We start from the raw sequence: 14,006 nt of genomic DNA, 5'->3' as shown, positions 1-14,006 counted from the left end.
TATCTGAAAAATATAGCAGAGCGATCGCATATCCTTTAATTTGTCGCTTCCAATAGTCAAGAATTCTCCACATTGCCAAAAATTTAGAGGGCATCTTGCAAAACGCGACGGGTATTTTGCCACGTCCAGATTCCCACAGCAGCGACTAAGAGACTCATGCCCAGAAGCGTCACTCGCAAACCTAAAGTATCTGTTATCGGACCAGTAATTGCCAACGGTGCTGAAAGAGCAATGTTGACAGCATGATTTTGGAAGCCAAAGACTTTACCGTGCATTGCGCTTGGAGTGTGTTGCTGAATCAGAGTTTGCATTGGCACTCCAATCAGGGCAGCACCTATACCTAACACAGCACAAAGCCCCAGAGCCAAAACCAAACTCTTGGTAAAAGTAACTACTCCCAATACCAGCGCCATCAGCAAAAATCCAATGAGAGGCAAGGGTTTTCCATGCAACTTATGACACCAGTGTCCCAGAATTGCTGCACCCAGTACAATACCAACTCCTGCTGCTGCTAAGAAAAAGCCAAATTGTTTTTCTTGCAACCCAAAATCTGCTGCTAATCTAATCGCTAGAACTGTTAAAGCTGCAAACACGCAATACAAACCAACCAGTTGTAGCATGGCATTTAATACCAAGCGGTTTGTTTTGAGATAGCGCAAGCCCAACTTAAAGTCAGCCCAAGGATGAATAAACTTTTCTTTTCCTTCTGTTGATTTGTAATCCTTAAGGTGAATTGGTTGCATCAATGCGCCAGATAACAAATACAACCCGCAAACAACCAGTTCTTGACCGTACTTCACTCCCAGGAAAGTTTTAGCAAAACTTAACATTGGTTCTCCGATCGCAAAACCAACAATCATAGCTCCCATCATTGTGCTGCTAAACAGAGCGTTGGCTGCCATCAAATTTTCGGTTCGGATCAAAAGGGGAATAGCCGCTTGTTCGGCGGGTGCAAAAAACTGCGTCACAGTAGAGATGGCAAAGGTAATTATCAATAAAAGCAGGAACTCTCGTGGTAAAAAGGGAATCAACAATATCATGAGTCCGCGTACAACATCCGAGCCAATCAAAACCAGCTTTTTTGGAAAGCGATCGACAAAGATACCACCAGCTGAACCAAACAATATTGCCGGGATCGTAAACGCCACCATCAACGTGGAGTACATGGAGTTTTCTGGCAATCCTGAAGAGGGTTGGTAGTTCTTGAGCATAGCAACTAGTAAAACCAACAAGACTTTATCTGCTAACTGGGACAACACTTGTCCCATCCACAGCAGCATAAAACTACGGTTTTTTAGCAGGGCGACAAATCCGGTATTGACAGCAGCAGGTTCAGTTGGAAACATCTGGGATTTTTGGAATAGTGAGTGTAGGAATAGGGGAGTGGGGGATTGGGGGAGACTCCTTCATTCCTCACTCCCGATTGGCAAATCTGTTTTCCGGATTAATTCTCTTCATAATGCAGGACTTGCAAGTGCAAAAATTCAGATGCACTCAAGCGTTGTTTTGGAGATAAATCCCCACTAGATGAGTTTACCCAATAACCTCGGACAACGTTAGGCGATCGCCACATTGCCAAATGGTCAACAGATGGGGCTGCATAAAAGTTATTTTGCCCGCTACCAAGTAAAGAAGAACTCCAGTGAGTGAAGTAATCGTGACTCATACGATGGATAGGAAAATGACCCCAGAGAGGAACGCCCCATCCATCTATAGCAATAAAAGCTTTAACACGACCTCCGAATATTTGCCACATATGAGCAGCAACTATTGCTCCAACAACACCAGCACTAAAACTAATGAAGACAACTGGTGATTCTAGCCTATTCTTCAAGCATTCGTGTAAAAATTGGAATATATGAAATGGTGATAAAGTTGAATAATTGTTGGTAGGAACAATAAGTATATCTACTGGTTTTCCATTGGCTGATTCATGGGAAGCTTGCGATCGCCACTCCGATACAAAGCTCTGAGTTAAGTCATGTTCGTGAATTCCAGGACAAAGAATTATATTCATGAATTATGAATGATGGTATGAGCAAACAAGATAATAGAACGGGCGAGGACGCCCGTCCCACAATCACCGGATAATTTATTTCTTGGACATCCCAGAACTTTGCTAAATTGCGGTGAAAGCTTCGCATCAGCTTTATGCACACAACTGACATTAAAACAATTTTATTAAAAATAATTATTATAATGAAACATTTTGCATAGATATTTAGTGTGCATCCTAAGGGAGAAGAGTTTGGAAGATCGGTAATTCATACTTCATCCTTCTGTAGATAGATAGAGGGATGCCAACATAAGTATTACTAAAGGTGACTTGATTATGCCATCCGGGGGGATAGGATACAATTTGACAAGTACGAAAAAGAACACTCTTGAAGTTGTATAGAGGAATTGATTGTGGTTGCTACGCCGGAAAAACTACAAAAATCGCACCAGGAAGCATCAGGTCAACAACGTGTCGCCGTATTGCTCATGGGCTACGGTGAAGTTGAAAGTTATGAGGATTTCGCAAACTATAACGAACAGGCTTTAAACCTACTGACCGCAAAATTTGCACCAGTACCAACTTGGGTTTATCCTCCCTTGGCAAAGCTTTTAGCATTATTTGACCGCCACGAGTGGGGACACCAGCATCATGATTTCATTTCCCCACACAACTCTATCTTTGAAAAACAACGGGCGGGTATTGAGAAAAACCTACAAGCGACATGGGGAGAAGGGGTGAAAGTCTTCAAAGCTTTCAACTTCTGCGCCCCTTTCCTTCCCAAACAAGTCTTAGCAGAAATCAAAAACGAAGGTTTTGATAAAATACTCATCTATCCACTGCTAGTGGTTGATTCGATCTTTACCAGTGGTATTGCCATTGAGCAAGTTAACAACGCTTTAGCTGAGATAGTAGATGGTAACGAACACTGGGTCAAAGGACAGCGTTATATCCCTTCTTTTTACAACGAGCCAGCTTACATCGATTTGATGGCGCATCTTGTTGAAGAAAAAATTAATGCCGATTTAATAAATGCTTACCTCCCTTCTCAAATCGGCATTATTCTGATGAATCACGGTTGTCCCCACAAAGCTAAGGGCTTTACCTCTGGCATCACTGAAAGTCAAGCACTCTATGATTTAGTACGGGATAAGTTAATTAACCGCTACCCCCTAATCTCTGTTGGTTGGCTGAACCATGACACGCCTTTAATTGAATGGACTCAGCCAAATGTGGAACAAGCTGCAAACAATCTGATTCAGTTGGGTGCTAAAGCGATCGTCTTTATGCCAATTGGCTTTGCGACGGAAAACCACGAAACTCTATTGGATGTACATCACATTATTCATGCTTTAGAGAAAAAGCATTCTGGTCTCAATTACGTGCAAATGCCTTGCGTTAATGACGATCCTGCATTTTTGGCAATGGCGGCGGAATGGGCAAATGCTCACATTGCTGAGTTGCTTTCAGAAGAAGCGATGGCGGTGAATCCTGACTTGGCTGTAAGTCATCATCACCATCACCACCATTAAAAGTGATGAGTGAGGAATCAAAGATAGCACTCTTAACTTTTTACTCCTCACTCATTACTCTGGAACATATCTACCTCTAAGTTGAGTTCCTGCCTAATTCATACCGCCATGTTGCAAGACTGGATGGTAGCTTAATCTATTGCACGCTACTTCTAGCCCGGTCTTCCAATTTCCTACATATCAAATCTTTACTGTATTATCCCAACTGCCACTGACATATATTTGCACTCTTCAGCAGGTACTGACTAACTTTCACCCTCACCCAGAACGCTACAATCAAACTAGAAGCCCGAAAAAGTCAAGATGTTCAAAGATTATGGTAGCCATCACCCAACAACCCCAAAAAATGACCGTTGAGGAATATCTTGAATGGGAACAGAGGCAAGACGTTCGCTACGAATATGTCAACGGCGAAGTTTTTGCCATGACAGGTAGTACAATTCCCCATAATGATATTGCTTTAAACCTTTACAGAGCCTTATACCCTCATCTGCATTCCAAAGGTTGCCGGGTGAATGTGTCAGACGTGAAAGTACAAGTCAGTCAAGAGAGCCAGTACTATTATCCAGATGTTATCGTCAGTTGCGACCCTCGAGACCTCAACGCTCGCAAATTTATTCAATTTCCCAAGCTGATTGTCGAAGTCCTCTCCCCAGGCACAAGCGCCAAAGACAGAGGTGAGAAATTCACTTATTATCTTAAAATCCCCACTTTGCAAGAGTATATCTTGATTAACTCTGAACAAATCTCCGTCGAGCGTTACTGTAGGGGAGAGGGTAGAATGTGGCTTTACTATCCCTACACCACTGGAGATATTATCACTCTATCAAGTATTGAATTTGAATGTCCTATTGAATTGCTGTATGAAAGTGTTGTATTTGGAACCGAAGAATAAAGAAACATATACTCACGAATTCTTAGAGGTCATTTATAAAGTCAATCTTAAATCGCCAACATCAGATATTACGTAGGTTGGGTTGAGGAACGAAACCCAACATTGAGTCGAATTGTTAGGTTTCGTTCCTCAATCCAACCCACGATGTCTTAATGTTTACGTTATAAATCATCTCTTAGGAAAACAGCACCTTCACCTTATCGTTATAATCTATACGTTAAGCCAAAGCATAAATTCTCCCGAAATCAGCACTAACATGAGTCGAGAAGCCTTAGTTGTTGGGATTAATCAATACTCTTTTTTCAAAGATACTCCCACCAGTAAGGCTAAAAACTTAACAACCCCCGCAACTGATGCAGAAGCGATCGCCCAACTTCTAGAAGCCCACAACAACTTCCGAGTCACACGCTTACCAGTCAGCAATATTAATGGAAAATTGCAGGTAGACCCAGATAAACCCCTCAAGATAGAAGAATTAGAAAAAGCTATCCTCAATTTATTTCTCCCAGAAAGTGAGAAACCTCCTGAAACAGCACTGTCACCTCAGCACCAGTTACTTTTACAGATGCATCCTCTGTATTGTCAAAGGCTAAATCCCAATTTTGTAAAAATGCACTTTTGGGAAAAAATAGATGTGCTAAACTACAATCTAACCACCAAATACACTGGGTTAACTGTAACTGTACCTGTTCGTTTCCCTTCAAAAGTGTTAGTTTTGGTCTAGCTTTTACTAAAACACTCATATTAATAAATTGTGGTTTTTGAGCGGGAAGTCGTACTTTACTAGCTTGGCATTATCCTATCAATTTAGCATGTTAAGTACGCAAGAGCCATTTTAATTGGGAACCGCAGTGAGAAACCTTTAGCTAAATTTAGTGATAGGATTTGGGCGATTAAGGATTTAAATTCTGAAGTTGATACCCAAATTGAAGAGTGATTTTTGATTTAAGTTTTGAGTTCCCATGCAGCGTACTAAGAGGGAGCGGCAAGCCTGTGGCATCACTGCTACGTTAACAACTTAGATGAAGACAATATATTAACTTAAGGCTCTATGTTTAAAGTTTCTCCTATCTTTTTAATGAACTGAAATAGTGCATCTACTTTTCTCTCTTCGGACTTGGAAAGTTGCCGTAGGCTCTCCTGTTTGATCTGCTCAAGGGTATCTCCTTGGGTTAAATCATAGAGCTGGTTAATGCCTTCTCGAACTCCTTGTAGAATTAAAGCTCTACCATTCTCCTCGATCTCATACCCTGTTAACTCTAGGGTTTCTTGACCACGATCTACTAAGTTGTCAGGTAAAGCATTTAGCGTTTTAGCAAGAACCTCTTTGACCGCATTTGCATAGTCAACAATTTCTATGTTTCTATCTATTAACGAATCGATAACTATTAGCTCCTTGGTCTCATCTCTAATAAAAATATTTCCGAGATTACCTAAAGCGCTTTCTATTTCCCCAATTCCAGGCAGTTTCCAAAAAATAAAACGGTCAACATTTCTAATCGAAATATCAAAAACTAGCAATTTCCCTAAATCGGTTAAAAACTTTTGTCCTATTGGCTTAAGATTTTCATCTTCACCATACCAATCTTCTAAATCTTGCTGAGTAACGTCTCTTAAAGAACGACCTGATAAATCTTCCATTAACAAAAAGATAGGTAATGATTCTAAATCTAGAGTTCGCTTGGACATTAACTCTAAGTCGCGTTTATCCTCACTTTTCTTCTGCTCTTGCTCTTGAGCTACTCTCAGAGAAGCGTTAGACTCTTCTATATATGGCTTGAGAGCTTCTATCACATCTGTGTATTCTGAACTATCGGGACGGATTACCCTAACTGTAGGAGTGCTTAAGCCAAAGCTGTTTGCTAACAATGTTAAAAATACTTCAGCATATGGACTTTCAGGTGCTTTCAAAACTTGCCCTTTTTGTCCGTCATTTATAAAATATACCCCGTCCTGTCCATACTCCGACCTGATAGCATATTGAAGTTGATTCCACTTCATTAATGATACTCTTCCCCCTCAACAAGATTATTCTATTCCTCAGATGCTCGTAAAAATTTGTAAGGAAAAATCTACCTTTGCTAAAATAAATTCCTAGTGAGCAAGCAGAATATTTAAAATACCTGCTAATATTATAGTGAGGTTTGCTAGAATGAAATATACTTTTTTAACAGTATGGAAAGCCAAACTAGGTACGATCTAAACTATTTAATCAAGCTGCTGGAACTCTCTACTCCAGATTCACTGAATATTGCCTCTGCTATTTTAAAAAGAAATCACGAAATAGATATCCCAGAACTTCTACAATTGCGTCAGGCTGTCTACCGCAGTCTGTCAGAGAAGAAAAATCGGCAGCTTTCACAGGAAGTTAGAGAAATCAAGACAAAACTCATAGCTTCTTTGGCACAAAATAGCTAGGTGAAAGGGTTGTGTAGATTCGCGAACAATTCTTTTTCTCCAAAGTCCATGCCTAACATAAATTTCGGACATTAGGTCATCCCATGTACAGTATTGCTGTAGCGATCGCAAAGTTACTCTTTTTTCTCTTCTCCCCCCGTAAAATTACTCAAACTCCGACTAGCCACGTCCGCACTCAGTCCCCAAACTAACAATCCGAAATAATCAGAAAAGGGGTCAGCCCCAAAAGTTGTTCCTTTTTGCACGTAAAGCGATCGCAACCCCACTACGGACAAACCAACTAACAACACCAAAGAAAACAATGGTCTTGCAAACCAATAAGTTGCTTGAGTCCGAAATTTAGTTCCAGATAAGATAATCAGAGATTTCTGCAACCATAGCACCCATTTATCTACAGGTTTGTTTACACTAGATTGAACAGCACTACCAACAGCTACAACAGCATCTTTTACCCCCTTCACAACTTCTGATAAGTTAACGGGTATTTTATCTGGTCCCATCATTGACGGTAGTTGCAACTTAGTAACATCTTGCTGTAACTCTCCCAGTAAAGTTTTTGCTGGCTCATCCTGTCGGAAATCAATTTGCGCTCGCACACTGTTGATTTTTTGAAAAATACCATTGTCTCCCTTCACTTGAGGAAGATTTTTGAAGGGCTCTAACTTTTGTTCTATAATACGTAACTGCTGCAAACATTCCCGACGAGCATTAATTTTCTCTACTTCTGTTGTTGCAGCTGACAATTTCATCTGCTGCACCAATTGCTCGGCATCTGATATCATTGGAATGAGAATTTTCTGGTCTTCTGAGTTACTCTGAGACACTTGCTTTTCTAGCTCTTTTACCTTACCTAGTGCTTCAGACTGGGGAATACCCTTTTCTTGCATATATTTAATTAATCTACCTAAAAGAATGCCCACGAACAACACCAACAGTGGCATAAAGGGAGCAATTCGCATAGTCAAATTTACTGGAATAATCAAACGCTCCCGCGCACCTTCTAAAGTTAAGTAAGCTGCTCCCGTGTAGCGATCTGAGGGAATTTTAGTAGTGTCCCAAGTTAAAGGTAGTTTGACAATTTGGTCGGCTTTTAAAGTTTGAGGAATATTAGGTATTTTGATTTGGTTAGAACTTAACTGATAACCTGTTTGCTCACCTTTTAACAATACCTCAGCACCGGTTACTTTTACAGATGCATCCTCTGTATTATCAAAAGCTAAGTCCCAATTTTGTAAAAATGCACTTTTGGGAAAAAATATATGTGCTAAACCACAATCTAACCACCAATTACACTGGGTTAATTGTAACTGTACCTGTTCGTTTCCCTTCAAAAGTGTTAGTTTTGGTCTAGCTTTTACTAATATACTAATATTAATAACTTGTGGTTTTTGAGCAGGAAGTCGTACTTGAATTTGTCCTTTATATGTTCCTGGTAATTGAGGATTACTAAGTTTTACCTGGAAATCTTTGGGTATACCAGCTTGTAATTTAGTTTCACCTATAAACGATACTTGCTGACGACCAATGACTTCATCCCCTTCTTGACGCTTCAAGTCGGAAGCTAAAAAAGTGAATTGTTCTACCTTTGCTGAAGCAGAAAGACGTATGCTACCTATCAGGGTATTTTCTTCATTCAACCATCCCTTAATTTCCAAAGAATTGTCCTTAGCATCCACCTGAATATTGGTTTGAGCTAGAGCCGATGGGGGACAAATTAGCAATAAGCAAACAGTAGCAAAAATCCAGCGTTTCATATTATTTCTGCAATACGGAACAAGCTAAAGCTATTTCATGAGCAGCATATAGAGAATAGACTAAGCCAAGGGGATTATAATGCTGTTGTAGCAATTCTCGACGCACTGCAAGCATGGATTGTCCCATTGGTTCTCCTGCAAATAAACGTTTAAATACCTCAATAGCATAATATTCAGCCAAATTTTCTGACACAGGACATTCTGTACCAACCACTCCACTTGCTCCTGCATTCAGAAAATCATCAATTAAACTTACGTAACTTTCAGGTCCATAGTCTCCCGTTGCACAGCCATTGAGGAAAACGAGTGGGTGGTGTAGCCAATTTGACTCATAACACTCTAAAAAATTACTGTCAATGCGATCGTCACTCAGTTCTAAATATGGTCGTTTTGGCATCTCTTCTACTCCACCGTGACAGTAAAAGTATACTAAATCCAAGACTTTGCTGTGTTCTCCCCAAATGTGTTCTAGCTCTAATATTTCTTCTGCAAGTAGTATGTTGACTGAAGCAGCAGTTTCTAGTTTGGGTAGATGCTCTCGCCAAAGTTCAAAATCGCGGTATACATTAAAACTCAACTGTAATGGCTGATTATTTTTTATTTGTCGTACTAATGCTATGGGAGCAGAGTGTTTGCTACTAGTCCAGCACGGGAGTTGCTCGATTGAGTAACGGTAGCCCCAGAAAGCATGGGGGCAAACATATTTTGGGTCGTTTTTATTAGGGCAATTTGTACAATCTAAGTCATGCTCGGTAAAGCGATCGCATACACGAGCGAGATTGCTTTTGACTTTTCGCTCATACAGCAGCGCCCAAGGAATTGTTACTTTTCCTAAAATTGGGTTGACTTGAATGACTGTGTTTGGTTTAAGGATCGCTTGTAGTATTTCCCCTTGGTCATCTGCCAATAAGTTAGCTTGGTTGTGGGGTAAAAGTTGTCGGTAGAGTTCCCGTCCTACACCTGCTAATTTAGGGAGCCAAGTATTGAGTAACTCCATGTTTCCCTCAACTTGTCCCCAGTATCCGTCATATAAAGTTAAGTAGAGTTGTTGGCGAATTCCTGCGATCGCATTCCCTAATGAAGTAGGCTGCAAGGTGGTATCATAAAATGCTAGTTCCTTATTACCACCAGTTCGGTCAAGGAAACGAAAGTCAATACTGCCATCCCTTTGGTCAAGTTCCACATCTACAGTCAATACCCGCTCGGGAAGCAGTGCTAGCTGCTCGTTGGTGAGCAAGTCAGTGGTAGTAAAGGTAATACGAGCAGTTTGAGGGGGACGTAGAGAGTCAGGAATTTCCGAACCTACCATAGGTATAATTAAGACTGCAATTTGTTTGGACTGGAGCAGGTAGCCACGATAAAACAACTCCACTTGGATGTAGCCCCGACCTTGAAATAGGTTAGGTTTAACGATGAACTGTACGCTATCTGAAGTACCACTGCGGGGTAAGGTTAACTTTTTTACTGGTGCATTAATACTGAAATTCTTAGAAGCAACGACTACATCTAGAACCAAAGTTTCCTGGTCATTCCAAACCTGAGCCAGAGTTTCGTCTGGAAAAGGAATCTGCTGCTGGTCTATTCCTTTTTTTTCTGGGCTAATATCTATGTATAAAATGTAAACACACCCGTGAATTAGAGGTTCACTGGGTGGAACTGTTATTTGATTGCTAGGGTCAGTAAAATAGGTATTAAAGTAACGGTAATTTTGAACGAAGTCGCTGATCTGCTCCAGAAAAATTAGCTGTTTAGCAGTTCGATCTTGATTTTCAGTTAGCAAGATGTTACTGGTAATGGTGATTACCTCGTTAGGTTTATTATTGGGGTCTCCCTTGGGCTGACCGTCAAAGGTTATAACTTCTTTTGTCTCCCCAAAAAGTTCTTGCTCTAACTCATCTAAGCTGGGAAACAATTTTCGTGGGATTTGTCCGTCTAAAGCATCTAATTTGACTTTGTTATACTGATAAAGGTCACTTAAGGTAGAATTCGCCTCGATCAGTGCCATTAGCTCTTCTTCAATAAAGTCCCAGTCATCAGGGTCAAGAGCCAAGATCTGTCCCACATTTTGCAAAAGTTCTTGTTCATCGGTGGTGAGGGGGATTTTCAGTTCTCTTAGAGCTAGTAAAAGAGCCAGTAGAGTTTTGGTAACAGAAGAATTCATCAAGCTAGGGTGCCTCGGTAACAGGATAAAGCAGTTAATCAGTGTAGACTAAGTTTTTATGACACGAGATGCACTTGTAGTTGGTATAAACCAGTATCCATCTTTAAAGGATAAACCGGGACCGGGAAGTAAAGCGAAGCACTTAAAAACTCCCGCAACAGATGCGGAAGCGATCGCCCAACTTTTGGAAAAGTATGGTGAATTCCAAGTGCGGAGACTACTTGCAATTCACCTGAAGCAATCAGTAACATTGAAAGATCTGGAGGAGGCAATTACTGAACTTTTCCATCCGAAAGGTCAGCAAGTTCCTGAAACCGCAGTGCTGTTTTTCTCTGGGCATGGTTTACGCAGAAACTTGCCTGATGGTAGTACGGAAGGCTATTTGGTAACCAGTGATAGCGGTTCCAGAAAAGAGAAATGGGGTTTATCCCTGCGCTGGTTACGTGAACTGCTGGATAAAAGTCCGGTAAGGCAGCAGATTATTTGGTTAGATTGCTGTCACAGCGGTGAATTGATGAATTTTGCTGAGATTGATTTAGGGGAGTATGAAAAGGGACGCGATCGCTGTTTTATTGTTGCTTCAAGAGATTTCCAACTAGCTTACGAACAGGCAGAAGGAGAACATGGGGTTCTTAGTGGTGCATTGTTACAAGGACTTAACCCGACGCTGCAACCTGATAAATGGGTAACTAATTTTACTTTAGCTGATTTTGTTAAACAGGCTTTAAAAGATGCTCCACAGCACCCAATCTGTAATAATTCCGGGGGTCAGATTATTCTAACGGGCGAGCAGTCGGTAATTTCTAGCATTTGTCCTTACAAAGGCTTGGCTTATTTTGACTTTAACGAGTCAGATCCTAAGTATTTCCACGGTCGCACAGCACTGACAAAACAGTTGTTAGAGAAAGTACGTCACAGCAATTTTCTCGCTGTGTTAGGAGCATCTGGGAGTGGTAAATCTTCTGTTGTAAGAGCAGGGTTGTTACATCAATTAAAGTTAAGTGTAGTGCCAGGTAGTGAGAGATGGAAAATTTACGAACCGTTTACTCCTAGTGAGCATCCCCTTAAAAGTCTAGAGCAAGTGATTGGTGTAAAAGCTGACCAATTACAAGCTTTAATTAAAGCAGCCGCAGCTGACCAAGTGGTGTTGGTAGTAGACCAATTTGAAGAAGCTTTTACCCAGTGTCGTGATGATGCGGAGCGGCAAAAGTTTTTTGAGTGTCTTTTAAGTGCAGTGAAACGCCTTGGTAAGAAATTTTGCTTGGTGCTGGTGATGCGGGCGGATTTTCAGGGTAAGTGTGCAGAACAGGAGTATGGGGGACTTGCTGCCAAGATTGACCAAAATCTGGTGAGAGTCATGCCTATGAATCAGCAGGAGTTGAGGGAGGCAATTATTAAACCAGCCGAACAAGTGGGTTTGGAAATCGACCGCGAACTTGTTAATCAAATGATTGCAGATGTGTCAGGTTCCCCTGGTGATTTGCCTCTGTTGCAGTATACGCTGACAGAATTATGGGAGCAGCGTACTTTAAATCGGTTGACAATTTCTGACTATACCCGCTTGGGTGGGGTAAAGAAGGCGCTGGAAAAACACGCAAATGAGGTTTATCAATCTCTTTCTCCTAAAGAACAGTTGGTAGCCAAGCAGATTTTTCTTGAATTGACGCATTTGGGAGAGGGAACGGAAGATACACGCAGACAAGTTCGTCAACAGGATTTGGTGACACAAAGGCGATCGCCTGAATTGGTGGAGAGGGTGGTACAGCGTTTGGCGAAAGAAAAGTTAGTTGTTACAGGTGAGCAAGAGTTTGAAGGTAAGCGGGTAGCGGTAGTAAATATTGCCCACGAAGCCTTAATTCGTAATTGGGATGTATTGGGTAAATGGTTGAAGGAAAATCGAGAGGCACTCTTGATAAAACAGGATATTGAGGATGCCGCCAGGGATTGGAGAGATAAGCAAAAGCCAAAAGATGTAGCTTATCTTTTACAAGGTGCTAGATTAAACGGCTCTTGCGTACTTAACGTGCTAAATTAATATTATAATGCCAAGAAAGTAAAGCTCTAATTTCAAAATTGCGAAAATTTCTAAAGCCAAATCCATTTCGTTTTATCAGCTTTAATTTATTATTAATTCCTTCTACTACCCCATTAGTAGTTTTTCTTTCAAAATATCCAGCTACTTCTCCAAACCACCGCTTAATCGTCTTCACACTTTTCTGATATAATGGCTCATCTTTTTTTAACCAATCGAGTAGCCCTAATATTCCTGTTCCTGAATCTTCACTGGTGTCAAATAAATTGCGAAATTCTTCTTTCAATGAATGCATTATTCCTATTAAAGGAGAGGCTTCTCTGATTGTATCTAATTTTCCTTTTTGTTTATCTGTCAACTTATCTTCTGCTTTTAAAATTGTAAATTTATTACCTTTTAAGCGCTCAAAAATTTTTTCCCTATCCTCAACGTTTAACTCTAACGCTGTTTTCTTTTCTGTTATTCTAGCTTGGTTTAATTCTTCATGTATTATTTTTGTAACATGGAACCCATCGACCGTAATGACAGCGTTTGGGCAAATCTTATTGATTAAACTTTTATAATTTCCAGTCAGATCCAGACCTTTCTTCTTCTATTCGTTCTAAAACTTCTTCTCCCCACTTTTTCATATTACTTTATCTATCTTTCTTTTACTAACCCTATTAATTTCCCTGAATCTGCAACTCAGAGTACAACAATAAATTTTCCTTGCCCTTTTACTAAACTTATTTCATCGATTCCTAATCTTCTCAAATTGGTTAGGTTTATTGGTAATACATTTTTAGCTACATCTTCAAGCATTCACCTTGACTCTTCATCGGTTAATCCATTATTTTCCGCCACATTACTTACATTACTACTAATAAGTTGTTTAACAATATTTTCCGCATATCGATGCGTATATGTCTTTCTCGCTCCTACAAAATCAAGCTTTTCGTTAAACGTTTTTCGGCACGTTTTACATTTAAATCTTCGTCTATTTACATTTAATATTACTTCTTTATCCCCTATCGGTAAATCTTTTACTAAATAATTTTGATTTTGGTGTAAATGTTCTGACTTCTTACCGCACTGCGGACATATTGCGCTTTTCGTCTTTTTACTTACTGATAAAAATAAGACTAAACCCTCTTGTAGACTTGATTCTACCACTACATCTGACAAATTTAATAGTTGAGTAAGGACTCTTTTCATAATTAATTTTACTTAAACTCTGAA

At 40.2% G+C, this 14,006-nt stretch carries 10 protein-coding genes and 1 pseudogene; 5 read left to right on the top strand and 6 right to left on the bottom strand.

Annotated elements, in window-relative coordinates; genetic code table 11:
• Window positions 1–83: 83 nt before the first annotated feature.
• Together WA1_RS02670 and WA1_RS02665 are read right to left on the bottom strand one after the other, a co-directional pair.
• Complete coding sequence (locus WA1_RS02670) at window positions 84–1,346, bottom strand: MFS transporter (protein ID WP_017741364.1); 1,263 nt, start codon at window positions 1,344–1,346, stop codon at window positions 84–86.
• 98 nt (window positions 1,347–1,444) lie between these two features.
• Window positions 1,445–2,017 (bottom strand): hypothetical protein, encoded by a 573-nt coding sequence (locus tag WA1_RS02665; RefSeq protein WP_017741363.1) that lies wholly within the window; start codon window positions 2,015–2,017, stop codon window positions 1,445–1,447.
• 392 nt (window positions 2,018–2,409) lie between these two features.
• On the opposite strand from WA1_RS02665, the gene WA1_RS02660 reads away from it, so the two are divergent.
• From WA1_RS02660 to WA1_RS02650, 3 genes are all read left to right on the top strand, one after another.
• Complete coding sequence (locus tag WA1_RS02660) at window positions 2,410–3,528, top strand: ferrochelatase (protein ID WP_017741362.1); 1,119 nt, start codon at window positions 2,410–2,412, stop codon at window positions 3,526–3,528.
• 316 nt (window positions 3,529–3,844) lie between these two features.
• Complete coding sequence (locus tag WA1_RS02655; protein WP_017741361.1) at window positions 3,845–4,423, top strand: Uma2 family endonuclease; 579 nt, start codon at window positions 3,845–3,847, stop codon at window positions 4,421–4,423.
• A gap of 256 nt (window positions 4,424–4,679) precedes the next feature.
• The gene (locus tag WA1_RS02650) at window positions 4,680–5,147 is read left to right on the top strand and encodes a caspase family protein (RefSeq protein ID WP_017741360.1); all 468 of its coding nucleotides are present in this window, start codon (window positions 4,680–4,682) and stop codon (window positions 5,145–5,147) included.
• Between the two features lie 317 nt (window positions 5,148–5,464).
• Here WA1_RS02650 and WA1_RS02645 read toward each other — a convergent pair whose 3' ends face one another.
• Window positions 5,465–6,424 carry a protein kinase family protein gene (locus WA1_RS02645; RefSeq protein ID WP_017741359.1) on the bottom strand — a complete coding sequence of 320 codons (960 nt, stop codon included), beginning with the start codon at window positions 6,422–6,424 and terminating at the stop codon, window positions 5,465–5,467.
• A 174-nt stretch (window positions 6,425–6,598) separates the two neighbouring features.
• On the opposite strand from WA1_RS02645, the gene WA1_RS02640 reads away from it, so the two are divergent.
• Window positions 6,599–6,841: a hypothetical protein gene (locus WA1_RS02640; RefSeq protein WP_017741358.1), complete on the top strand. Its 243-nt coding sequence runs from the start codon at window positions 6,599–6,601 to the stop codon at window positions 6,839–6,841.
• A 113-nt stretch (window positions 6,842–6,954) separates the two neighbouring features.
• Here the strand turns inward: WA1_RS02640 and WA1_RS02635 are convergent, their stop codons facing one another.
• Window positions 6,955–8,595, bottom strand: a complete 1,641-nt coding sequence (locus WA1_RS02635; RefSeq protein ID WP_017741357.1) for an ATP synthase subunit B family protein — start codon at window positions 8,593–8,595, stop codon at window positions 6,955–6,957.
• Window position 8,596: 1 nt separating this feature from the next.
• Window positions 8,597–10,756 (bottom strand): CHAT domain-containing protein, encoded by a 2,160-nt coding sequence (locus WA1_RS02630; RefSeq protein WP_017741356.1) that lies wholly within the window; start codon window positions 10,754–10,756, stop codon window positions 8,597–8,599.
• A gap of 58 nt (window positions 10,757–10,814) precedes the next feature.
• Here WA1_RS02630 and WA1_RS02625 point away from each other — a divergent pair, with 58 nt between their 5' ends.
• The gene (locus WA1_RS02625; protein WP_017741355.1) at window positions 10,815–12,791 is read left to right on the top strand and encodes an nSTAND1 domain-containing NTPase; all 1,977 of its coding nucleotides are present in this window, start codon (window positions 10,815–10,817) and stop codon (window positions 12,789–12,791) included.
• On the opposite strand, the pseudogene WA1_RS62060 reads toward WA1_RS02625, so the two are convergent.
• A pseudogene (locus WA1_RS62060) lies at window positions 12,775–13,982 on the bottom strand (ISL3 family transposase). The gene WA1_RS02625 and the pseudogene WA1_RS62060 sit on opposite strands and share 17 nt — an antisense overlap.
• Between the last annotated feature and the right edge of the window lie 24 nt (window positions 13,983–14,006).

This window comes from Scytonema hofmannii PCC 7110, assembly GCF_000346485.2.
In the GTDB taxonomy this organism is placed as follows: Bacteria; Cyanobacteriota; Cyanobacteriia; order Cyanobacteriales; family Nostocaceae; genus Scytonema; species Scytonema hofmannii.
This window is presented reverse-complemented; position numbering and strand designations above follow the sequence as displayed.